This is a genomic window from Pseudomonas lijiangensis (genome assembly GCF_018968705.1).
Classification (GTDB): Bacteria; Pseudomonadota; Gammaproteobacteria; order Pseudomonadales; family Pseudomonadaceae; genus Aquipseudomonas; species Aquipseudomonas lijiangensis.
Genome location: NZ_CP076668.1, coordinates 740,415 through 764,568, shown reverse-complemented (window position 1 = coordinate 764,568; position 24,154 = coordinate 740,415). Strand labels below are relative to the sequence as shown.

10 protein-coding genes, 2 tRNA genes and 3 rRNA genes are annotated in these 24,154 nt (G+C 58.1%); 5 read left to right on the top strand and 10 right to left on the bottom strand.

Annotated elements, in window-relative coordinates:
* Nucleotides 1–25: 25 nt before the first annotated feature.
* From recD to KQP88_RS03285, 10 genes are all read right to left on the bottom strand, one after another.
* A complete protein-coding gene (gene recD, locus KQP88_RS03330) occupies nt 26–2,110 on the bottom strand; it encodes an exodeoxyribonuclease V subunit alpha (protein ID WP_216704845.1) in 2,085 nt (694 codons plus the stop codon).
* A complete protein-coding gene (gene recB, locus KQP88_RS03325; RefSeq protein ID WP_407681812.1) occupies nt 2,107–5,808 on the bottom strand; it encodes an exodeoxyribonuclease V subunit beta in 3,702 nt (1,233 codons plus the stop codon). The genes recD and recB overlap by 4 nt, the downstream gene beginning before the upstream one ends.
* Nucleotides 5,805–9,281 (bottom strand): exodeoxyribonuclease V subunit gamma, encoded by a 3,477-nt coding sequence (recC, locus tag KQP88_RS03320; protein WP_216704844.1) that lies wholly within the window; start codon nt 9,279–9,281, stop codon nt 5,805–5,807. The genes recB and recC overlap by 4 nt, the downstream gene beginning before the upstream one ends.
* Nucleotides 9,282–9,454: 173 nt before the next feature.
* Nucleotides 9,455–9,570: ribosomal RNA gene (gene rrf, locus KQP88_RS03315) — 5S ribosomal RNA — on the bottom strand.
* A gap of 149 nt (nt 9,571–9,719) precedes the next feature.
* A 23S ribosomal RNA gene (locus KQP88_RS03310) occupies nt 9,720–12,612 on the bottom strand.
* Nucleotides 12,613–12,851: 239 nt separating this feature from the next.
* Nucleotides 12,852–12,927 (bottom strand) — tRNA-Ala (locus tag KQP88_RS03305).
* A 7-nt stretch (nt 12,928–12,934) separates the two neighbouring features.
* A tRNA-Ile gene (locus KQP88_RS03300) sits at nt 12,935–13,011 on the bottom strand.
* A gap of 64 nt (nt 13,012–13,075) precedes the next feature.
* A 16S ribosomal RNA gene (locus KQP88_RS03295) occupies nt 13,076–14,614 on the bottom strand.
* Together the 16S, 23S and 5S rRNA genes with 2 tRNA genes alongside form the textbook arrangement of a ribosomal RNA operon.
* Nucleotides 14,615–15,201: 587 nt before the next feature.
* Nucleotides 15,202–16,695 (bottom strand): CoA-acylating methylmalonate-semialdehyde dehydrogenase, encoded by a 1,494-nt coding sequence (locus KQP88_RS03290; RefSeq protein ID WP_216704843.1) that lies wholly within the window; start codon nt 16,693–16,695, stop codon nt 15,202–15,204.
* Nucleotides 16,696–16,746: 51 nt separating this feature from the next.
* Nucleotides 16,747–18,093, bottom strand: coding sequence for an aspartate aminotransferase family protein (locus tag KQP88_RS03285; RefSeq protein WP_200994954.1), 1,347 nt, complete (start codon nt 18,091–18,093; stop codon nt 16,747–16,749).
* 111 nt (nt 18,094–18,204) lie between these two features.
* Here KQP88_RS03285 and KQP88_RS03280 point away from each other — a divergent pair, with 111 nt between their 5' ends.
* The 5 genes from KQP88_RS03280 (at nt 18,205) to KQP88_RS03260 (ending at nt 24,151) form a co-directional block, all read left to right on the top strand.
* Nucleotides 18,205–19,125, top strand: coding sequence for a LysR family transcriptional regulator (locus tag KQP88_RS03280; RefSeq protein ID WP_216704842.1), 921 nt, complete (start codon nt 18,205–18,207; stop codon nt 19,123–19,125).
* A gap of 176 nt (nt 19,126–19,301) precedes the next feature.
* Nucleotides 19,302–20,699 carry a uracil-xanthine permease family protein gene (locus tag KQP88_RS03275; protein ID WP_200994956.1) on the top strand — a complete coding sequence of 466 codons (1,398 nt, stop codon included), beginning with the start codon at nt 19,302–19,304 and terminating at the stop codon, nt 20,697–20,699.
* Nucleotides 20,700–20,784: 85 nt separating this feature from the next.
* Complete coding sequence (locus tag KQP88_RS03270) at nt 20,785–21,447, top strand: TetR/AcrR family transcriptional regulator (RefSeq protein WP_198724497.1); 663 nt, start codon at nt 20,785–20,787, stop codon at nt 21,445–21,447.
* A 32-nt stretch (nt 21,448–21,479) separates the two neighbouring features.
* Complete coding sequence (locus KQP88_RS03265) at nt 21,480–22,073, top strand: IMPACT family protein (RefSeq protein WP_216704841.1); 594 nt, start codon at nt 21,480–21,482, stop codon at nt 22,071–22,073.
* A gap of 524 nt (nt 22,074–22,597) precedes the next feature.
* Nucleotides 22,598–24,151 (top strand): ABC transporter ATP-binding protein, encoded by a 1,554-nt coding sequence (locus KQP88_RS03260; RefSeq protein WP_216704840.1) that lies wholly within the window; start codon nt 22,598–22,600, stop codon nt 24,149–24,151.
* Nucleotides 24,152–24,154 lie beyond the last annotated feature (3 nt).

Sequence of the window (24,154 nt, the reverse complement as noted above, 5' to 3'; positions counted from 1 at the left end):
CGGCAGGCGTCCTCTGACGGTTTCGCTAAAGCCCCAGCATCAACCCGCTCAGGCGCTTGACCTTGCGGCGCAGCGCCTCCTCGAACACGCCCTGGCGTGGCTCGATCAGGCTGAACCAGTGTTTGGCCCGGGTGATACCGGTGTAGATCAGTTCCTTGGTCAGCACCGGATTAAGGGCTTCGGGCAGGATCAGGGCGGTATGGGCGAACTCCGAGCCCTGGGATTTGTGCACGGTCATGGCGTACACGGTTTCCACATCATTGAGCCGGCTGGGCAGCACGAAGCGCACACCGTCGCTGCCGTCGTTGCGCGGGAAGGCTACACGCAAGACCTGCTTCCCTGACCCATCGCGTTCAGGCAGGTACAAGGCGATGCCGATGTCGCCGTTCATGAGACCAAGGCCGTAATCGTTGTGGGTCATCAGAACCGGGCGGCCTTCGTACCACAGTTGGTCCTTTTCGATCAGGCCTGCGCCGGACAGGGCCTGAGTGATCCGCTGGTTCAAGCCCTCGACGCCCCAAGGTCCCTTGCGCACAGCACACAGCAACTGGAACGCATCGAAGGCCTGCAGCACCTCACGCGCCCATCGGGTCCAGCATTCATCTTCCAGTGGCGAGCCATCGGCCGGACGCTGCCCGGACAGCACGCCCAGATAATGGCGATAACCCTGCGGCCCGTCGCCATGACCGTCGAGTAACAGGCTTTCAAAACGCTGATCCTGCTCGCCCTTGAGGGCCAGACTGAACAGGTCCTTGTGAGTGCGAGCCGCCAGCAGCCCACGGGCTTCGTGATCCTGTTGCTGGTTGACCAGCCGCGACAACTGGCCGATACCGCTGCCCTGCCCGAAACGCCGCGAGTGACGCAACATCACCACTTGCTGCGCGAGTGGATGCTGTTGGGCATCGCCTTGTTGCAGCGCGCTCCTGCTCAAGTCTTCGCCGCTGATCGCTTCCAGCCAGGCCTGAGTCTGCGGGCTGTAGAAACCCTGTTCCGCATCACGACACAGATCCCCAAGCACAGCGCCCGCTTCCACAGACGCCAGTTGATCCTTGTCGCCCAACAGCACCATGCGTGCATCGGGCGGTAATGCATCCAGCAGGTTAGCCATCATTTCCAGGTCGATCATCGAAGCTTCATCGACCACCAACACATCCAGCGGCAATGGATTGCCCGCGTGGTGACGGAAGTGCCGCGTTCCCGGACGACTGCCCAGCAGACGATGCACGGTGGTGACTTCACTGGGGATCTTCTGCCGAACACCATCACTGACGTCCAGGCTTTGCACTTGCTGGCTGATGGACTCGGTCAACCGCGCCGCAGCCTTGCCGGTGGGTGCCGCCAGACGAATGCGCAGTGGCTGACCGCTTTGCACCGCGGGCGCTTGCAGCAAGGCCAACAGGCGCACCACGGTCGTGGTCTTGCCGGTGCCCGGCCCGCCGGTGATGATGCTGAAACCACGGCGAGTGGCCAGGGCGCAAGCCAGTTTCTGCCAGTCGATCACGGCGTCCGGCGCAGTATTGGCCGCGCCGAACAGAGCGTCCAGGCGTTGGGCCAGATCCTGTGGCGCGCTTTCCGGCTGGGCCAGCCGTTGACGCAAGGCCGCTGCGATGCGGCGCTCATACGTCCAGTAACGGCGCAGGTACAGGCGTCGATCAGACAACACCAGCGGCTTTTGCAGAGCGGCCGGGCTCACGTCTTCGGCCAAGGCGACCAAAGGGCTGTCAGCCAGTGCCCGACACCATGTCGCGCCATCCAGCCCTTTGAGCAGTTCGGAGGGCAACATCACCGGCACGCTCTGCATGTCGCCTTCCGGTGGCAGTGACAGGGCGAAGTCCGGCTCCTTGAGGGTTTCATACAGGTCCAGGCATACATGCCCGTGACCTAGCTGATGGCTGCTCAAGGCTGCCGCCAGCAATACCCGGGAATCGGCGTGCGGGTCGAGTTCGCCAAGAAAGGCCACGAAAGCCCGGTCCAGCGCACGCAACCAGCCACGCTCCACCCAGCGATCGAGCAACAGCAGCAAATCGTCGACCCGGCTCAGCGGGTTCAGATGGGTCAGGCTCTCGGCATCCAGTTGCGCGGGCAAGAGTTCGGCAAACGTGCGGCTCATGCGAACGCTCCAGGCTGGGCGGTGGACAGGGGTTGGCCCTGGAACAACAGGTCCAGGCTCTCGATCAGCTCACGGGGTGGCCGGGTGAAGTACACGCCTTGGGTGGATGAGCGGCTGCCACGCAGGAACAGGTACACCGCGCCGCCCATGTGCCGGTCGTAATCGTAATCGGCCAGCCGCGCCTTGAGTTGGCGATGCAATGCCAGCAGGTAGAGGACGTATTGCAGGTCGTAACGGTTTTCGAGAATGGCCGCTTCCATGGACTGCTCGGTGTAGAACGTCTCGTCACCGCCCAGCCAGTTGGATTTGTAGTCCGCCACGTAATAGCGCCCCTCATGCTCGAACGTCAGGTCGATGAAGCCTTTGAACATGCCATTGAGCGACGTGGTCTGGGTCACCAGTCGCGGCGCATTGCCGTGGGTGTAATGACGCACGAGTTCATCCATCTGTGTGACGTTGACCTGGCTGCTGGCGAACCAGAACTCCATTTCAACCCGGTACTGATTGGGTTGATCCAGTTGCCCCAGGGCGACCGGCGTCACGTCATTGCCCAAGTGCAAAGGCATGTTGAGCAGGTGTGTCAGCCAGCCGGTCAGGGTGTTGATCCAGCCTTCCCAGCCTCGTCGGTTGCAGCGGCGGGCAATGGCGTCGCTCAGCAGTTCCGGGTCATGAGCTGCGGCGGCAAAGCCTTCGTTGCCTGCCCACTCCAGCAGACCGTGTAAAAAGGTGCCGGGGTTGGGACCACGGGGAAAACGATGGATATCGTCACCCGCTGCCAGCACTTCGCGAGGTGCCTGCGGATCAAGGCGTTCGTCGTCGAACAGCTTCTGCGCCTGCGGACTGTCGGGAGACGCATCGCCGCTCGTGGTCACGGTGTCGCCGATACGCAGCGCACTGTAGGAGGCGATCCACCAGTTTTCAGCAGCTCGACGCTTGGGCATCAGTGCCTTGACGAGTCGGGCTTCATTGCGGGGCGGGCTGAAGGTGTCGGCGGTGGGCTCGGGGACTGGCTGCAAAGCAATGCTTTCACAGCCCTGACTCAGGTCCCGCAACCAGAGTTTCAGGTTGGCCGACTCGCCCAGCGCCACGCCACCGCCCAGCAAGTAACCCAGCGCAGAACGATGCAGCATGGAGCTGTTGAGGTTGCCGCGCTTGAGGTCGGCGACACCCAGCCAGCAGGCATGCTCGGAACGGGTCAGGGCCACATAGAGCAAGCGCAGGTCTTCGGCCAGACGCTCATTGTCGGCCAGTTCGATCAGCTCTTCCGTGGGTTGCAGGCTGATCTGGGCATTGCCCTCGGCATCGTGGAACTGCAAGGGCAAGCGGCTGCCATCCACCGGTTTGGTCGAACAGATGAACGGCAGAAACACCAGCGGATATTGCAGGCCCTTGGACTTGTGGATGGTCACGACCTTGACCAGTTGCTCATCGCTTTCCAGGCGCAGAATCTGCTCTTCGGCAGCCTGACCGGACAACGCCAGCTGCTCGCCCAGATGCCGGATCAAGGCCTGTTCGCCATCCAGTTCGGCAGCGGCCTGCTGCAGCAATTCGGACAAGTGCAGCAGGTTGGTCAGCACCCGCTCGCCATCGTTGCGAGCGATCAGTGTCTGGGGCAAGGCAAAGTCATGCAGCAGACGGCGCAGCATCGGCAGCACACCCTGATGACGCCACAGGCTTCGATAGCCGCGGAACTGCATGACGCGCTGCTCCCAGGCCAGTTCGTCCTGATTCAAGCGCTCCAGTTCGGCCAGCGGCAGGTTCAGGGTGATGCAGGCCAGAGCCGCACGCAGAATGCGTTCGGCGTCCGGCTCGGCACAGGCCTTGAGCCAGGCCAGCAGATCATGGGCTTCCTGCGCCGCGAACACCGAATCCTTGTCGGAGAGGTAGACGCTGCGCACGTTGCGCACCGCAAGCTCATTACGCACGGCCTGGGCTTCCTTGCCATCACGCACCAGAATCGCGATGTCGGCAGGCAGCAATCCACGCAGCGCTTTATCGGGTGCCGCAAAGCCGGTCTGTCCTTGTTGCCCGCCCTTAAGCAGACGCACGATTTCACTGGCGCAACTGGCTGCCAGTTGCTGGCGATAAACCGTGCCGGACACCGGCTGGTCACTTGGCAGATGCCAGACCGTCAGGGCCGCGAGTGGTGCGCCATCGACTTGCAGGGTTTCCTTGCGGCCTTGGGCAAGAGCCTTGGTAAACGGCACCGGATTCCTGTCGCCCTCGCGAAACAGAAACGCGCCACGCCCTTCGGCACGCTGCTCGGCCTGATCGAAGATGTGATTGGCAGACTCGACCATGGCATGACTGGAACGGTAGTTGGTGTCCAGTGTGTGCCAGCGCCCCGCCGTTGCCGTACGGGCGCGCAGGTAGGTGTAGATGTCAGCGCCACGGAAGGCATAGATTGCCTGCTTGGGGTCACCGATCAGGAACAGGCCGGTCTGCTCGTCGTTCTCTTCAAGGCGATAAATGCTCTCGAAGATCCGGTACTGCACCGGGTCGGTATCCTGGAATTCATCGATAAGCGCGACAGGGAATTGCTCACGAATCAGCGTCGCCAGACGTTCCCCACCAGCACCTTGTAGTGCGGCATCGAGCCTGAGCAGCATGTCGTCGAAACCCATTTCCGCACGGCGACGCTTTTCTTCTTCAAAGCGGGCGCTGACCCACTGCGCGGCATGTTGCAGCACGGCGGCATCGGGTTTGGGAAGTGCGTCGATGGCCGCTTTCAGTCCGGGCATGGCCTCCAGGGCCGGGTGCGACGGCGGGTCGCTTTTCCAGGCTTCGGCAACGCCATCTGGAGTCAGGCGGGTGAAGCCGGTGCCCAGATCCAGCGTTACCTGGGTTTCGTCTGCGGCCCAGGCCTTGAGCTTTTCAAACCAGGGCGCAAAGTAGCGCTCCTGCATCTTGCGGCCATCGACGATCTTGCGTTTGACGCCGTCCTGACAAATCGCATGCAGCTCGTTGGCCCAATCGGTCCAGGGCGCTTTCAGCGTTTGCAGCGCTTCGCGACGTTGTTGCAGGGAGGCGAGAATCAGCTCGGCCGGCTCTTGAGTCACCTGGCTGCGCTCGCGGCCAAACAGACCACGAATACGTGGCAGCAAGGCGGCCGGACCACCCCATTTTTCCCGCACCCAATCCAGAGCATCGCCACTCATGGGGTAGCAGAAACGCCGCCAGTAATCGCGCAGCACTTCGCCCAGCAGATCACTGTGATCGGTTTCCAGACTCTGGGTGAACAGGCTTCCGCTGTCGAAAGCGTGCTCGCGCAACATGCGCTGGCACCAACTGTGAATGGTCGAAACAGCGGCCTCGTCCATCCATTGCGCGGCGATATCCAGACGGTTGGCACAGCCCGACCATTGTTCGGCGCTGAACTGGGCACGCAAGTCGGCGATCAGGTCGTCGGGCGCGGCGATTTCGTCACGAAAGAAACGGGCAGCTTCGGCCAGACGGGTACGAATTCGGTCACGCAGCTCCTTTGTCGCGGCATCGGTAAAGGTCACCACCAGGATCTGTGGTGGCAATAGCTCGCGGCCAAAACCTGATGCGTCATCTCCATGGCCCAGCACCAGACGCAGGTATAACGCCGAGATGGTGAAGGTCTTGCCGGTACCGGCGCTGGCTTCGATCAACTGGCTGCCGCGAAGTGGAAAGCGCAACGCCAGAGGAACGGCGTGTTCTTGCAAGGTACTCATGCGCTGGCCTCCCCGCCGGACAGAGACTGCCAGGGTGCTTCGTAAATAGGTTTGTAGAGCGCTTCACACCAGCCGACGAACTCTTCGCTGTCCATCAACGCATTGAAGTCCGGGAACTGCCGGGCCAACGCGGTGCTTTCACCTAGCTCACCGTTACTGGTGACCCCATCGCCTTCATACGCCTTGCGTGCAGCGGCCTCGGCCTTGTCCAGTGGTTGCCCCAGCCAGGCAAAGGCGGTCTTGACCGCTACCGGCAGAGGTTGCTGCATGCCGAACATCCAGGTGGTCAGAAGATCGCTGAGGATTGCGCTGGCGGCGTCCTGCTCCAGCGGAGCCAGCAATAGCGTGTCATCCGTGGCCACCAGCGCCGTATTGAGCGGCAAGCCACAAGCACTGGCGACCAGATGAGTGACCCAGGGACGAATCAGTCGATGCCATTTGCGGGTTCTTTTCGAGCCAATGCTGTTGGGGATGACCGTTACGGTCAGCAACTGGCCTTGCCCATTGCTGTGCAGGCCGCCGAGCCAGCCTTCGAGACTCACGTCGTTATGGGTAAAGCTCACCGGCAAGGCACTGCTCAACGCCTCGGGCCACAGGGCCAGCAACGCCTGATAGCGCATGAGCACATCAGGCAGTGGCTCGATCAACTCGGCCTGCAGGCGAGTGCCGAAACCGGCCATGGGCAACAGACCACTGCTTTGCAGCTTGAGTGCCTGAGCCTGCAACGCCCCTTCGATATCGTCCGGGCTGGCCATGGCGGCGGCCAGCAGGCTTTCGCTAAGACCGTAACGCTCAAGTGCGTCGAGCACGAAAGGTTCTTCATCTGGCACCGGCGCTTCAGCGGTTTCAAAGTAGATCTTCAGGCGCTGACTGAAAAAGTGCTTTACCGGATTTCTCAGGAAGTCCTGCAACTGCGCAATCGTCAGGGGTTCATCCTGCTCGTGAGGTGGCAAGGCCGCCGCGCTGACCGGAGCTGCCTTGTCTTCATGCAGCAGCCGCCATTCCTGGGCAAAGCTGAAGTAGCCGGTGTCGGCATGGAAATAACTGGCACTGAACGGCTGTAGCGGGTGATGCAGGGTCAAGGCATCGAGCAGGCGTTCGCCCGGGTCTTGTTTGCTGTCAGGCTCTTCGTCAGTGGCCAGTTTCCAGCCGCTGGCCAGGTGATCGCGCAACTGGCCGATCAACACCGAAGCCGGGCGGTCGCTGTTGTCGCGAATGCTGTGGCCGACCCAACTGATATACAACTGGTCCCGTGCCGAGAGCAGCGCTTCGAGCAACAGGTAACGATCATCTTCACGCCGCGAACGGTCACCGGGGCGGTAGTCGCAGCCCATCAGGTCGAAGTCCAGTGGCGGCTGGGCGCGAGGGTAATCGCCGTCGTTCATGCCCAGCAGGCAGACTACTTTGAAAGGAATCGCACGCATAGGCATCAAGGTGCAGAAGTTGACCGAGCCCGCCAGAAAGCGCTGTGACAGACGGCCCTTGTCCAGACCGGCCAGCCAGGCTTCACGCACGACGGTCAGTGGCAACTCATCGAACAAGTCCACTGTTTCACAGGTCTTCAGCCAGGTTTCTCGAAGCATCTCAAGCTGACCCAGCAGGTAATCGTCATGTTCGCTTTCGGCCTGGAAAAACACCTGCAACAGAGCCTGCAAACGTGCGCCCCATTGCTCGGGGGTCGCGGGCAGGGACAGTTCGGCGTGGGTAACCTGCAAGGCGTCGATCAAGGCAACCAGTGGGCCGATCAGTGCAGCATCCAGCCCGCCGATTTCGTCATAGGGTTCGATACCTTCATAAGCTTCACCCGCCCCAACGGCATAGCCCAGCAACATTCGACGCAGACCGAAATGCCAGCTGTTCTGTTCCAGCTCGTCGGGCAATCCCAGGCCGGCACGCTGTCGTGCATTCAGCCCCCAGCGTACCCCGGCGCCTTCGATCCAGCGATGCAGGGTCGGCAAGTCATGTTCCTGAATCTTGAAGCGTGCCCGCAAGGCAGGAACGTCCAGCAGGTCGAGGATTTCGCTGACCGGAAAGCGGCTGTCGGGGAGCTTCAACAGATGCTCGACCGCAATCAGCAGCGGCTCACGGCCGCGTTGGCCCTGGTCGGCCAGGGTGAAGGGAATGAAGCGCTGGTCATGGGAGTCGATCTGCCCGAACACGGCCCGGATATGCGGGGCATAACTGTCGATGTCGGGGACCATGACAATCACATCCCGTGGCCTGAGGCCTGGGTCCCGGCTGAAACGTGCCAGTAGCTGATCGTGCAGCACCTCCACTTCACGCTGGGCACTGTGGGCTACGTGAAAACGGATCGAGCGATCCTTCAGGGAGTCGACAGCGGGCCAGTGTTCGCGGGTTTCGTCGAGAGGCCGGAGTTCGAGAATGTCATCCTGCAACTGGTTGAGCAGGGTTGTCGGCTCGCTCTCGCTGAACAGGTCGATGCGCTCATCCTTGAAAGAGGAGCGGTAGCTGTTGGGTTCGTCATGGCTGTCGAGCAGGTTGATGTAGTCGCGACCCTGCTTGCCCCAGGCCGCGAGCAGCGGATGCGCGTGCTGATGCAAAGCCTCTGGATCAAGCGCCATTGGCATGCCGTTCTTGCGTGCCTGACGTTTGTACTGATGGCGAAGCAAGTCCTTGTCGGCGACGATATCGGCCCAGTGATGGCGACAAGGGTTGTGTACGCAAAGCAGCACCTGGCTGAACTTCGATAGACCGGCCAGAGCTTCCAGTGCCTGAGCAGGCAGGGACGAAATACCGAAAACGATCACTCGTGCAGGCAAGCCAGGCGGAGCCTCGTCAAGGGTGTTGATACGCGCCAGAAAGCGCTGATGAACACCGGCACGGCTCTGGGCCATGCCTTCGGCACCAACATCGTCCAGCAGCGCACGCCACAGCTCGGCCTGCCAGCAATTGGCGGCACTCAGCGGCTTGGCTTCACCTCGGACATTGAGCAGTTGATGACGACCTTCCGCCCAGTCCTTCAGCCAGTCGGCACGGTACACCTGATATTGGTCGAACAGATCAGCCAGACGCTCGGACAACTGGTAGCGCTTGCGCAGGTCCGTGTCGTCAGTGAGGAAGCGCTGCAAGGGCTCGAAATGGGGCTGATTGATCAGTTGCGGCAGGAGGCGCATCAGGCGCCATGTCAGCGGAGCCTTGTCGAGCAAGGAGACTTCCGGGATTTCATTGCGGCCCAATACGGAGCGATACAGCTGCCACATGAAACTGCCGGGCAGTTGAACATCTATCGCAGCCGCAATACCGCAGCCACCCTGGTCTTCATCCTGGGCATCTTCAGCCAATGCCAGCTTGAGCCACTGGGCGATGCCGTTGCTTTGTACCAGGGCAATTTCGTTTTCCAGAGGAGCCAGGGGATAGCGTCGCATCCAGGAGACAACCAGACTGCGCAGTTCATCCGGGCGGTTGCCATGAACCACCATGAAGCCGGCGCTCAGAGAGGTTGTGACGGACATGTATGCTTCCTTGACTCGAACGAGTAAAACCTGAGGCCAAACCATAAGGGCAAGCGGCCGGGATTGCCATAAGCAATCCACCACATTTGATGTGTCAAGCCAGCAGACAAAAGGTTGGGACCAGAAAGACAAAACCCCCACCTGCGTGTGCAGATGGGGGTTTCGGAATATAATCTTGACGATGACCTACTCTCACATGGGGAAACCCCACACTACCATCGGCGATGCATCGTTTCACTGCTGAGTTCGGGATGGGATCAGGTGGTTCCAATGCTCTATGGTCGTCAAGAAATTCGGTAGCCGGTGCGTGAAGGTTCACGTACCCGCGAATGGGTGTGTAATAGAGTTTTTACTGGTTCAATTTGTGTGTGGCGCAAACTTTCGGTTTGTCATCTTCACTACACCACAACCTGCGTCAGCAGATTGCTTGGGTGTTATATGGTCAAGCCTCACGGGCAATTAGTATGGGTTAGCTCAATGCCTCACAGCACTTACACACCCCACCTATCAACGTCGTAGTCTTCGACGGCCCTTCAGGGAACTCAAGGTTCCAGTGAGATCTCATCTTGAGGCAAGTTTCCCGCTTAGATGCTTTCAGCGGTTATCTTTTCCGAACATAGCTACCCGGCAATGCCACTGGCGTGACAACCGGAACACCAGAGGTTCGTCCACTCCGGTCCTCTCGTACTAGGAGCAGCCCCTCTCAAATCTCAAACGTCCACGGCAGATAGGGACCGAACTGTCTCACGACGTTCTAAACCCAGCTCGCGTACCACTTTAAATGGCGAACAGCCATACCCTTGGGACCGGCTTCAGCCCCAGGATGTGATGAGCCGACATCGAGGTGCCAAACACCGCCGTCGATATGAACTCTTGGGCGGTATCAGCCTGTTATCCCCGGAGTACCTTTTATCCGTTGAGCGATGGCCCTTCCATACAGAACCACCGGATCACTAAGACCTACTTTCGTACCTGCTCGACGTGTCTGTCTCGCAGTCAAGCGCGCTTTTGCCTTTATACTCTACGACCGATTTCCGACCGGTCTGAGCGCACCTTCGTACTCCTCCGTTACTCTTTAGGAGGAGACCGCCCCAGTCAAACTACCCACCATACACTGTCCTCGATCCGGATGACGGACCTGAGTTAGAACCTCAAAGTTGCCAGGGTGGTATTTCAAGGATGGCTCCACGCAGACTGGCGTCCACGCTTCAAAGCCTCCCACCTATCCTACACAAGCAAATTCAAAGTCCAGTGCAAAGCTATAGTAAAGGTTCACGGGGTCTTTCCGTCTAGCCGCGGATACACTGCATCTTCACAGCGATTTCAATTTCACTGAGTCTCGGGTGGAGACAGCGCCGCCATCGTTACGCCATTCGTGCAGGTCGGAACTTACCCGACAAGGAATTTCGCTACCTTAGGACCGTTATAGTTACGGCCGCCGTTTACCGGGGCTTCGATCAAGAGCTTCGCTTGCGCTAACCCCATCAATTAACCTTCCGGCACCGGGCAGGCGTCACACCCTATACGTCCACTTTCGTGTTTGCAGAGTGCTGTGTTTTTAATAAACAGTCGCAGCGGCCTGGTATCTTCGACCGGCATGAGCTTACGGAGCAAGTCCTTCACCCTCACCGGCGCACCTTCTCCCGAAGTTACGGTGCCATTTTGCCTAGTTCCTTCACCCGAGTTCTCTCAAGCGCCTTGGTATTCTCTACCCAACCACCTGTGTCGGTTTGGGGTACGGTTCCTGGTTACCTGAAGCTTAGAAGCTTTTCTTGGAAGCATGGCATCAACCACTTCGTGTTCAAAAGAACACTCGTCATCAGCTCTCGGCCTTGAGATCCCGGATTTACCTAAGATCTCAGCCTACCACCTTAAACTTGGACAACCAACGCCAAGCTGGCCTAGCCTTCTCCGTCCCTCCATCGCAATAACCAGAAGTACAGGAATATTAACCTGTTTTCCATCGACTACGCTTTTCAGCCTCGCCTTAGGGACCGACTAACCCTGCGTCGATTAACGTTGCGCAGGAAACCTTGGTCTTTCGGCGTGGGTGTTTTTCACACCCATTGTCGTTACTCATGTCAGCATTCGCACTTCTGATACCTCCAGCAAGCTTCTCAACTCACCTTCACAGGCTTACAGAACGCTCCTCTACCGCATCACCCGAAGGTGATACCCGTAGCTTCGGTGCATGGTTTGAGCCCCGTTACATCTTCCGCGCAGGCCGACTCGACTAGTGAGCTATTACGCTTTCTTTAAAGGGTGGCTGCTTCTAAGCCAACCTCCTAGCTGTCTAAGCCTTCCCACATCGTTTCCCACTTAACCATGACTTTGGGACCTTAGCTGACGGTCTGGGTTGTTTCCCTTTTCACGACGGACGTTAGCACCCGCCGTGTGTCTCCCATGCTCGGCACTTGTAGGTATTCGGAGTTTGCATCGGTTTGGTAAGTCGGGATGACCCCCTAGCCGAAACAGTGCTCTACCCCCTACAGTGATACATGAGGCGCTACCTAAATAGCTTTCGAGGAGAACCAGCTATCTCCGAGCTTGATTAGCCTTTCACTCCGATCCACAGGTCATCCGCTAACTTTTCAACGGTAGTCGGTTCGGTCCTCCAGTCAGTGTTACCTAACCTTCAACCTGCCCATGGATAGATCGCCCGGTTTCGGGTCTATACCCAGCGACTAAACGCCCTATTAAGACTCGCTTTCGCTACGCCTCCCCTATTCGGTTAAGCTTGCCACTGAATATAAGTCGCTGACCCATTATACAAAAGGTACGCAGTCACCCAACAAAGTGGGCTCCCACTGCTTGTACGCATACGGTTTCAGGATCTATTTCACTCCCCTCTCCGGGGTTCTTTTCGCCTTTCCCTCACGGTACTGGTTCACTATCGGTCAGTCAGTAGTATTTAGCCTTGGAGGATGGTCCCCCCATGTTCAGACAAGGTTTCTCGTGCCCCGTCCTACTCGATTTCATTGACAAGAGATTTTCGCGTACAGGGCTATCACCCACTATGGCCGCACTTTCCAGAGCGTTCCGCTAATCTCGAATCAACTTAAGGGCTGGTCCCCGTTCGCTCGCCACTACTAAGGGAATCTCGGTTGATTTCTTTTCCTCAGGGTACTTAGATGTTTCAGTTCCCCTGGTTCGCCTCTTGCACCTATGTATTCAGTACAAGATAACTGTCTTATGACAGCTGGGTTCCCCCATTCAGACATCTCCGGATCACAGTCTGTTTGCCGACTCCCCGAAGCTTTTCGCAGGCTACCACGTCTTTCATCGCCTCTGACTGCCAAGGCATCCACCGTATGCGCTTCTTCACTTGACCATATAACCCCAAGCAATCTGGTTATACTGTGAAGACGACATTCGCCGAAAATTTGCAATTCACTCACAAATTTTACCTTAGCCTGTGATTCCACCAGTGAAAGTGGTTCACAGTCTAACTTTCTATTACATACCCAAATTTTTAAAGAACGATTCTGATAAAGATCAGAAATCAACATTCAGGCACCGTGTGGTGGAATGCTCATTTCTAAGCTTTGATGCATGTGATACAGCCGTAAATGGTGGAGCCAAGCGGGATCGAACCGCTGACCTCCTGCGTGCAAGGCAGGCGCTCTCCCAGCTGAGCTATGGCCCCAAACAATTGGTGGGTCTGGGCAGATTCGAACTGCCGACCTCACCCTTATCAGGGGTGCGCTCTAACCAACTGAGCTACAGACCCAATCGTCTTCTTCAATGAATCAAGCAATTCGTGTGGGAGCTTATGGTGAAGCTGAGTCGTCGATTAAGGAGGTGATCCAGCCGCAGGTTCCCCTACGGCTACCTTGTTACGACTTCACCCCAGTCATGAATCACACCGTGGTAACCGTCCCCCCGAAGGTTAGACTAGCTACTTCTGGTGCAACCCACTCCCATGGTGTGACGGGCGGTGTGTACAAGGCCCGGGAACGTATTCACCGCGACATTCTGATTCGCGATTACTAGCGATTCCGACTTCACGCAGTCGAGTTGCAGACTGCGATCCGGACTACGATCGGTTTTGTGAGATTAGCTCCACCTCGCGGCTTGGCAACCCTCTGTACCGACCATTGTAGCACGTGTGTAGCCCAGGCCGTAAGGGCCATGATGACTTGACGTCATCCCCACCTTCCTCCGGTTTGTCACCGGCAGTCTCCTTAGAGTGCCCACCATGACGTGCTGGTAACTAAGGACAAGGGTTGCGCTCGTTACGGGACTTAACCCAACATCTCACGACACGAGCTGACGACAGCCATGCAGCACCTGTCTCAGTGTTCCCGAAGGCACCAAACCATCTCTGGTAAGTTCACTGGATGTCAAGGCCTGGTAAGGTTCTTCGCGTTGCTTCGAATTAAACCACATGCTCCACCGCTTGTGCGGGCCCCCGTCAATTCATTTGAGTTTTAACCTTGCGGCCGTACTCCCCAGGCGGTCAACTTAATGCGTTAGCTGCGCCACTAAAATCTCAAGGATTCCAACGGCTAGTTGACATCGTTTACGGCGTGGACTACCAGGGTATCTAATCCTGTTTGCTCCCCACGCTTTCGCACCTCAGTGTCAGTATGAGCCCAGGTGGTCGCCTTCGCCACTGGTGTTCCTTCCTATATCTACGCATTTCACCGCTACACAGGAAATTCCACCACCCTCTGCCCTACTCTAGCTCGCCAGTTTTGGATGCAGTTCCCAGGTTGAGCCCGGGGATTTCACATCCAACTTAACGAACCACCTACGCGCGCTTTACGCCCAGTAATTCCGATTAACGCTTGCACCCTCTGTATTACCGCGGCTGCTGGCACAGAGTTAGCCGGTGCTTATTCTGTCGGTAACGTCAAAATCGTCACGTATTAGGTAACGACCCTTCCTCCCAACTTAAAGTGCTTTACAATCCGAAGACCTTCTTCACACACGCGGCATGGCTGGATCAGGCTTTCGCCCATTGTCCAATATTCCCCACTGCTGCCTCCCGTAGGAGTCTGGACCGTGTCTCAGTTCCAGTGTGACTGATCATCCTCTCAGACCAGTTACGGATCGTCGCCTTGGTGAGCCTTTACCTCACCAACTAGCTAATCCGACCTAGGCTCATCTGATAGCGCAAGGCCCGAAGGTCCCCTGCTTTCTCCCGTAGGACGTATGCGGTATTAGCGTCCGTTTCCGAGCGTTATCCCCCACTACCAGGCAGATTCCTAGGCATTACTCACCCGTCCGCCGCTCGCCACCCGGTACAAGTACCTGTGCTGCCGCCCGACTTGCATGTGTTAGGCCTGCCGCCAGCGTTCAATCTGAGCCATGATCAAACTCTTCAGTTCAAACATCGTTGGGTTTTGAGAAAACCCTAAACTTGGCTCAGCAATCGTTGGTTACATCTTTGATTTCTCGCGGAGTAACTTGCGTTGCTGATAATCTGTTGACTTCAGTCTTACACCACAAGCACCCACACGAATTGCTTGATTCAGTTGTTAAAGAGCGGTGGGTTGAGCCTTTCGTCTCAACCGAGGCGCGCATTCTACAGCACCCTCTGCATCTGTCAAGCGGTTATTTCAACAAGTTTCAAAGTTTCCTTTGCAACTTCAACCACTTGCGCTTCGATCAACTTCGCGTTGCTCGTCAGCGGGAGGCGAATTCTACAGGACCCGAAGGCTGTGTCAAACGCTTTCTCACACCGCTGTCGATCCAACATCGATCGAAGCACTTCCAGCCCGACTCCAGAACCGCCAAACACTTGCAAACTGTTGATTTACAAGGCTTTTTCAGTTCCGTCTGCGCCGGAAGTGGGGCGAATTATAGAGAGATTAAATCGCCCGTCAACACTTAATTTCAGAATACTGTCATAAAACTCTGCTACCCCAATAAACACGGGGACTGTCTTAACAAGACGATCCCCGGCATTCATTATTTAAAGACTCGGGAAAGCAAACTGCGATGCCTCATGACTGGCACGCTGCGGCCAGCGCTGGGTAATGGCCTTGCGGCGGGTATAGAAGCGCACGCCATCCGGGCCATAGGCATGCAGGTCACCAAACAGTGAACGCTTCCAGCCGCCGAAGCTGTGATAGGCAACCGGCACCGGCAGCGGAACGTTGACCCCGACCATACCGACTTCGATCTCATCGCAGAACAAGCGTGCCGCTTCACCGTCGCGGGTGAAGATGCAGGTGCCGTTGCCGTATTCATGGTCGTTGATCAGTTGCATCGCCTGCTCAAGACTATCCACGCGCACGATGCACAGCACCGGACCAAAGATCTCTTCTTTATAGATTCGCATCTGCGGTGTCACGCGATCAAACAGGCAGCCGCCCATGAAGAAGCCTTCTTCATTGCCCGCAACGCGGATATCACGCCCATCGACCACCAGCGTTGCTCCGGACTGAACACCGTCTTCTATATAGCCACTGACTTTATCGCGATGCTGCCCGGTTACCAGCGGGCCCATGTCCAGGCCACAACTGGTGCCAGCACCAATCTTCAGGCTCTTGATCTGCGGGACCAGCTTGGCCACCAGTGCATCGGCAATCTGATCGCCCACACAGACTGCAACCGAAATCGCCATGCAGCGCTCGCCGCATGAACCATAGGCCGCGCCCATCAGGGCACTGACGGCGTTATCCAGATCGGCATCGGGCATCAGTACCGCATGGTTCTTTGCACCACCCAACGCCTGGACACGCTTGCCTCGCGCAGCGCCTTCCTTATAGATGTACTCGGCAATCGGCGTGGAGCCCACAAAACTCAGTGCCTTGACCTCCGGCGCCTCGATCAGCGCATCGACGGCCACCTTGTCGCCATGCACAACGTTGAGCACGCCATTGGGCAAACCGGCCTCGTGCAGCAACTGGGCAATCAACAAGGTAGAACTCGGATCACGCTCCGAAGGCTTGAGGATGAAGCAGTTACCGCAGGCAATCGCCAACGGATACATCCACAGCGGCACCATGGCCGGGAAGTTGAACGGCGTGATGCCGGCAACAATCCCCAACGGCTGGAAGTCCGACCAGGCATCGATGTTCGGGCCGACATTGCGGCTGTATTCGCCCTTGAGGATTTCCGGCGCGGCACAGGCGTACTCGACGTTTTCGATCCCGCGCTTCAGTTCGCCTGCCGCGTCTTCAAGAGTCTTGCCGTGCTCTTCGCTGATGAGCTGGGCGATACGCGCCTCGTTCTGCTCCAGCAATTGCTTGAAACGGAACATGACCTGGGCACGCTTGGCTGGCGGCGTGTTGCGCCAGGCCGGGAAAGCGGTCTTGGCCGAGTCGATGGCTTGTTGCACGGTTTCGCGACTGGCCAGCGCGACCTGGTGAATCGCCTGACCCGTCGACGGATTGAACACGTCGGCAGTACGTCCGTTATCGGAAGTCAGCTCACCGTGAATCAAGTGTTGGATACTGCTCATGCAAATGGCTCCAGAAAATTCGCGTCCACCACCGGTATAAAGCCCCGGCAATCAGTCAATCAGGTTAAGCGCTTCACCTACGGCATCGAACAGTCGATCCAGGTCTTGCGTCTTGCAGTTGAAGGTTGGCCCGAACTGCAGGGTGTCGCCGCCAAAGCGCACATAGAATCCGGCCTGCCACAGTTTCATCGCAGCCTCGAACGGACGAACGATCGCATCGCCATCCCGTGGCGCGATCTGGATGGCGCCTGCCAGACCGTAGTTACGGATATCGATGACGTTCTTCGTGCCTTTGATGCCATGCAACAGGCTTTCAAAGTGCGGCGCGGTTTCAGCGACCTGCTGGACCAGATTTTCACGCTGCAACAACTCCAGCGCCGCCAGACCTGCGGCACAGGCAACCGGGTGAGCGGAATAGGTGTAGCCATGGGGAAATTCCACGGCATATTCCGGCGTGGCCTGATTCATGAAGGTTTGATAGATTTCGCTGCTTGCAATCACCGCGCCCATGGGAATGGCACCGTTGGTGACCTGCTTGGCAATGCACATCAGGTCTGGCGTGACGCCAAAGCTGTCGGCACCGAACATGGAGCCCGTGCGACCGAAACCGGTGATGACTTCATCGAAGATCAGCAGGATGTTGTGCTGATCGCAGATTTCACGCAGGCGCTTGAGATACCCCTGAGGAGGTACGATCACACCGGCCGAACCGGCCATCGGCTCAACGATGACGGCGGCAATATTCGAGGCATCATGCAATTCGATCAGCTTGAGCATTTCATCGGCCAGTGCGATGCCTCCGGCCTCGGGCATCCCTTTGGAAAATGCATTGCTGGCCAGCAAGGTGTGCGGCAGGTGATCCACATCCATCAACTGGCCAAACATCTTGCGGTTACCGTTCACACCCCCGAGGCTGGTACCCGCGATATTCACGCCATGATAGCCACGAGCACGACCGATCATTTTGGTCTTGGTCGACTGGCCTTTGAGGCGCCAGTAGGCGCGGACCATTTTCACGGCGGTATCGGCGCACTCGGAACCGGAGTTGGTATAAAAAACGTGGTTCAGATTGCCCGGCGTCAGGTCGGTGATCTTTTCCGCGAGCTGGAACGACAGCGGATGGCCGAACTGAAACCCTGGTGAGTAATCCAGAACACCCAATTGCCTGGAAACCGCTTCCTGGATTTCCTTGCGGGTGTGTCCGGCGCCACAGGTCCAAAGCCCGGAAAGCCCGTCGTAGATCGTGCGTCCCTTGTCGTCAGTGAGATGGCTGCCATGTGCCGCAACGATCATCCGCGGGTCACGCTGAAAATTGCGGTTGGCGGTATAAGGCATCCAATGAGCATCTAGCTTCAATTGGGTGGCTGAAGGCACATCAGACACTTCGAACGCATTCATTGCAACGAGCCTCACAAGGTGTGTTATTGGAGCAATTACAGTCAAGGTGACATGACCATAAGGTTTAAAAAACCCAACTTTTACGATCTTTAGTTAAGCGATTACTAAACAATGAGCATTCGCCGCCCCGATCCCTTGGCACAAGTCAGCGACTTCGATATCCGTCTGCTGCGCATCTTCAAAAGCGTAGTAGAAGCCGGTGGTTTCTCGGCAGCAGAAAGCGTGCTCGGCATTGGCCGTTCGGCCATAAGCCAGCAAATGAGCGACCTGGAGCAGCGCCTTGGTTTGCGCCTGTGCCAGCGAGGACGAGCCGGTTTCTCGGTGACAGATGAGGGCCGCGAGGTCTATCAGTCGTCGCTGCAGTTGCTCAGCGCACTTGAGAGTTTTCGCACCGAGGTCAACGGCCTGCACCAGCACCTGCGCGGAGAGCTGAATATCGGCGTGACAGATAACCTGGTGACGCTGCCGCACATGCGCATCACCAATGCCCTGTCGCAATTGAAGGAACGCGGCCCGGACGTGCATATCAACATCCGCATGCTCTCCCCTTCGGAAGTGGAGCAAGGCGTGCTTGATGGCAGCCTGCATGTCGGCGTCGTTCCGCAGACCAACGCCCTGCCCGGCCTCGAGTACCAGCCTCTATATAGCGAGCGCTCCCTGCTGTACTGCGCAGTCGGCCACCCTCTGTTTTATGTGAACGATGCAGAACTCGAAGATGAGCGGATTGCAGCCCAGGAAGCCATCGCCCCCACCTTTCGCTTGCCGGTCGATATTCAGGCTCACTATCAGGCACTCAAGTGCACCGCCAGTGCTTCGGATCGCGAAGGCATGGCCTTTCTGATCCTGACCGGTCGCTATATAGGCTATCTGCCAGATCACTACGCCAATGTCTGGCTCCAGCAAGGCAGGCTGCGCACCTTGAAACCGGAATCACGGTTTTACGATCTGAGCCTGGTCTCCGTCACCCGCAAAGGCCGTCGCCCTCATTTGGTGCTGGAGAGCTTTCTGGAGAGCCTGGCTGCTACGCGATAACGCACCGAGGATGAATAAAAGGCTGAATGGGGCTGGTCCAAAAAACTGCGGAACAGCTTATCCCCTTGAAATAGATATGCATTTATCGAGAGAGCGAAAAATAATCTGAGCAAGTGGACAGGTTTTTGCAATGTGCTTGGCTAAGACGTGACCACACCTCATTCCGAGCCCTCGACATGCAGCCTGAAACCTCCGATAACAATGACCTGCTCTACGGCCTCAATGATCGCCCCAAGCCGGTAACGGCCATACTTGCGGCTCTGCAACATGTGCTCGCCAGTTTCGTCGGCATCATTACCCCGCCCCTGATTATCGGTTCGGCACTGGGCCTGGGCGCTTACATGCCGTACCTGATCAGCATGGCCCTGATGGTTTCAGGTGTCGGGACGTTCATTCAGGCCCGTCGCCCGTTCGGCATCGGCGCAGGCATGATCTGCCTGCAAGGCACCAGCTTCGCCTTCCTCGGCGCGGTGCTGTCTGCCGGGTTTATCGTCAAACAACGCGGCGGCAGCCCGGAAGACATCATGGCGATGATCTTCGGGGTCTGCTTCTTCGGGGCGCTGGTGCAGATCGTGCTCAGTCGTTTCATTGGCCAGTTGCGTCGCGTCATCACGCCGCTGGTTACCGGCATTGTCATCACCCTGATCGGCATCAGCCTGATCAAGGTCGGCGTCACGGACCTGGGAGGCGGTTTCAACGCACCGGACTTCGGAGCCCCTCTCAACCTGGCGTTGGGTGTATTCGTACTCGCGATCATCATTGCGCTCAACCGCTCCCGCACACCCTGGATTCGTTTGTCCGCGATCATCATCGGTCTGGCCGTGGGCAGTGTCGCCGCATGGATGAGCGGCAAGCTGGTCCCGCAACCCATTCATGACTTGCCCCTGATCAGCGTGCCGGTCCCGTTCAGATTCGGTTTCAGCTTCGACTGGACCGCTTTCCTGCCCGTCGCGCTGATTTATCTGATCAGCAGCATCGAAACCGTCGGCGACCTGACCGCCAATTGCATGCTGGCCCGCCAGCCCATCAGCGGCCCGAGCTATGTGTCGCGGCTAAAGGGCGGCGTACTGGGCGACGGTGTCAGTTGCATGATTGCCGCCACGTTCAGTGCCTTCCCCAACACCACCTTTGCCCAGAACAACGGCGTGATCCAGTTGACCGGTGTCGCCAGCCGCTATGTCGGCCTCTATATAGGTGTGGTGCTGTTCATGCTTGGCCTGTTCCCGACCATTGGCGCAGTGGTGCAACAGATTCCCAAGCCCGTGCTTGGCGGCGCGACGCTGGTGATGTTTGGCAGTGTCGCGGCGGCGGGTGTACGCATTCTTGCCCAGGCCCCGCTGGACCGTCGCAGCATGCTGATCATCGCCACCTCGTTCGGCGTCGGCCTGGGCATCGCAGCGCAACCTTCGCTGCTGCACCACATGCCGCAACTGGTGCAGAACCTGTTCGACTCGGCAATCACCAGCGGTGGTATCACGGCCATCGTCATGTGCCTGCTGATTCCGGAGGAAAAGGTTATCGCCACCAGGGAAAACCACGAACAGCCAGCCAGAACCCTTGAACCGCAGGAATAATTTTCCTGCATGAGCGCTTGTCGGATTCACGCGGGTGGGTTATCTGTTCACCCGTTGCACCCCATGACCCTGTCCGGACCTGCACATGACCCTTGAAGTCCCAGCCCACAGCTCTCACGGCACCAAGCCTGCAAGCCGTATTCGCCAGAAAAACGAAGAAGCCATCATCAAGGCCGCCGAAGACGAATTTGCCCGTCATGGCTTCAAGGGCACCAGCATGAACACCATCGCGCTCAAGGCCGGACTGCCGAAAGCCAACCTGCATTATTACTTCACCAACAAGCTGGGGCTGTACGCTGCGGTGCTGAGCAACATCATCGAGCAGTGGGACAGCACCTTCAACAACCTGACGGTGGAAGACGATCCGGCAGAAGCCCTGGCCCGCTACATCCGCGCCAAGATGGAGTTCTCCCGCCGCAACCCGCAGGCCTCTCGGATTTTCGCCATGGAAATCATCAGCGGCGGCGAGTGCATGAGCGAGTATTTCAACCAGGACTACCGGCTCTGGTTTCAGGGCCGCGCCGCCGTTTTCCAGGCCTGGATCGATGCCGGAAAAATGGACCCGGTGGATCCGGTCAACCTGATTTTCCTGCTCTGGGGCAGCACTCAGCATTACGCCGACTTTGCCACACAGATCTGTCGGGTAACCGGGCGTACCCGGCAAACCAGACAGGACATGGATGATGCCAGCGCCAATCTGATCCAGATCATTCTCAAAGGGTGTGGGCTTACGCCGCCGGTCTTGTAATATTCGGACCTTGTCGTTTGCTGGAAGCCTCCATGCCTTTTACCCTCACCGGCTTTTGCGAATATCGGGAAGAGATTCGCAAAAGCCGCTTCATCACCCTCGCAGCGCCCATTGCCAGCCCGGCCGAAGCACAGGCATTCATCGAGCAGAACAGCGACCTGAATGCGACGCACAATTGCTGGGCCTGGAAACTGGGCGCTCAATACCGCAGCAGCGACGACGGAGAGCCCGGTGGTACGGCTGGCAGACCGATACTGGCAGCCATCGAAGCCCAGGAGTTCGATCAGGTCGTGGTGCTGGTGATTCGCTGGTATGGCGGCATCCAGTTGGGCACCGGAGGACTGGCCCGGGCTTATGGCGGCGGCGCCAACAAATGCCTGCAACAGGCCGAGCGTCTGCCGCTGATCAATCGCGAGCACTTCAATCTGGAATGCAGCTTCAGCGAACTGGCGTTGGTCAAAGTACGCCTGGCCGAATGCAACGGCTTGGTAGAGGCAGAAAACTTCACCGCCAATGGCGTGGAAATGTCGATTGCCATCGGTCCGGAACACCTCGCCTCGCTGCAACGGCAACTGGCGGATCTGAGCCGTGGCAGAATCCTGCTGCATCCAGCGCATGATCAGTAAACCGACGTTCCCGGGCGTTAGGCAAACTTGCCCACATCTACTGTGCATCCGGCTGTGGATAAGCTGAGCACATCAGCCTGCACGCCTTGGCAGACGTACGGTGCAGACAAGTGATCATTTTTTGCACAACCGTGATCCTGCCAGATAAAAACAGTGCTAAAACAGGGTCTTGACGCTCTTTAGCACCATTGGAAACTAGCGCAGAGCCCCTTATTACCCCGGTTTCGGCTTTCACACAGTTACTGTGGAACAACCTGTGGATAACAGGTGCAAGGGTCGCGCAATCGCTTGGGGTATCGCCCTCCGGGGCTGCTGTACATTTTTTGTACAAACCCGATGATCCATAATGGCACCTCTCCTGCCGAGGAACGCCCCGAACTGGTGCCAAAGCGCTTTCGGTAGCTTCGCCAGAGGCCTGGACATACGCTGCACACGCCCGCCTGACGACATTCACCACAAACCTGACTCACTGGCCAGGATTTTGCTTTATCCCCCGGCGACCCACTCCATGATCCGAGCCTGTCATGCCAAACCACGCGCCGCCCCCGCGCCTGCAACTGCGCCATATCACCAAGCAATACCCCGGCTGTCTGGCCAACGACGCTATCGACCTGAGCATCCAGCCCGGCGAAATCCACGCCTTGCTGGGTGAGAACGGTGCCGGCAAAAGCACGCTGATGAAGATTATCTACGGCGTGACCCAACCTGATTCGGGCTCGATCGTCTGGCAAGGCGAGACGCTGAGCATGCGCAACCCGGCACAGGCCAGAGGGTTGGGGATCGGCATGGTGTTTCAGCATTTCTCCCTGTTCGAAACCCTGACCGTCGCGCAGAACATTGCCCTGGCCATGGGCCGCTCGGCGGGCACGCCCAAGCAACTCGAACCGCGCATTCGCGAAGTGTCGCAACGCTACGGCATGGCGCTTGAGCCACAACGACTTGTCCACAGCCTGTCCATTGGCGAACGCCAGAAAGTCGAAATCATCCGCTGCCTGATGCAGGACATCCGCCTGCTGATTCTGGACGAGCCCACTTCGGTGCTCACCCCTCAGGAAGCCGATGAGCTTTTTGTCACGCTGCGGCGTCTGGCCGGGGAAGGCTGCAGCATTCTGTTCATCAGCCACAAACTGGGCGAAGTTCGGGCCTTGTGCCACAGCGCGACGGTGCTGCGAGGCGGCAAGGTTTCCGGGCACTGCATTCCTGCGCAATGCACCGATCTGGAACTGGCGCGCCTGATGGTCGGCGATGCACAAGGGCTGACCGCGCACTACCAGAAGAAACATGGCGCGGCGCCTTTCCTGCGGGTCGAAAAACTTTCCTGGCACAACCCCGATCCCTTTGGCTGTTCGCTGCAGGACCTGGACCTTGAGGTGCGCAGCGGCGAAATCGTCGGGATTGCAGGCGTCGCGGGCAACGGCCAGGACGAACTGCTTGCCTTGCTCAGCGGTGAACAGACACTGACCAACGCGCAAGCCGCGACTATCCGCTTTGCCGATGACAAGGTCGGCAACCTGCGCCCGGACGCCCGTCGCAAACTCGGCCTGGCCTTTGTCCCCGCCGAGCGCCTGGGCCATGGCGCGGTGCCGGAACTGAGCCTGACCGACAACGCCTTGCTGACGGCGTTTCAACAAGGCTTGGTCAGTAACGGGCTGATCCAGCGCAGCAAGGTACGGGCACTGGCCGACGAAATCATTCGCCGCTTTGCAGTCAAGACACCCGATGCCCAGACCGCGGCACGCAGCCTGTCGGGCGGCAATCTGCAGAAATTCATTCTGGGCCGCGAAATTTTGCAAAACCCGAAACTGCTGGTGGCCGCTCACCCGACATGGGGCGTTGATGTCGGCGCAGCGGCGGCGATCCATCGGGCACTGATTGCCTTGCGCGATGCCGGAGCGGCGATTCTGGTGATTTCGGAAGATCTGGACGAACTGTTCCAGATCAGCGACCGCCTTGCAGCCCTGAGCAGCGGCAAGCTTTCGGAACTGGTCCCCACCGAACAGACCAACGCTGTGCAGATCGGCGGCTGGATGGCTGGACAGTTCGATCATTCTCACCCCCAAGCCGTCGCGCTGGGTTAACGG

Bases quoted from the DNA above. Each gene is read 5' to 3' on its own strand.
- recD (WP_216704845.1), bottom strand. From the start codon at position 2,110: ATGAGCCGCACGTTTGCCGAACTCTTGCCCGCGCAACTGGATGCCGAG.
- recB (WP_407681812.1), bottom strand. From the start codon at position 5,808: ATGAGTACCTTGCAAGAACACGCCGTTCCTCTGGCGTTGCGCTTTCCA.
- recC (WP_216704844.1), bottom strand. From the start codon at position 9,281: ATGTCCGTCACAACCTCTCTGAGCGCCGGCTTCATGGTGGTTCATGGC.
- KQP88_RS03290 (WP_216704843.1), bottom strand. From the start codon at position 16,695: ATGAGCAGTATCCAACACTTGATTCACGGTGAGCTGACTTCCGATAAC.
- KQP88_RS03285 (WP_200994954.1), bottom strand. From the start codon at position 18,093: ATGAATGCGTTCGAAGTGTCTGATGTGCCTTCAGCCACCCAATTGAAG.
- KQP88_RS03280 (WP_216704842.1), top strand. From the start codon at position 18,205: ATGAGCATTCGCCGCCCCGATCCCTTGGCACAAGTCAGCGACTTCGAT.
- KQP88_RS03275 (WP_200994956.1), top strand. From the start codon at position 19,302: ATGCAGCCTGAAACCTCCGATAACAATGACCTGCTCTACGGCCTCAAT.
- KQP88_RS03270 (WP_198724497.1), top strand. From the start codon at position 20,785: ATGACCCTTGAAGTCCCAGCCCACAGCTCTCACGGCACCAAGCCTGCA.
- KQP88_RS03265 (WP_216704841.1), top strand. From the start codon at position 21,480: ATGCCTTTTACCCTCACCGGCTTTTGCGAATATCGGGAAGAGATTCGC.
- KQP88_RS03260 (WP_216704840.1), top strand. From the start codon at position 22,598: ATGCCAAACCACGCGCCGCCCCCGCGCCTGCAACTGCGCCATATCACC.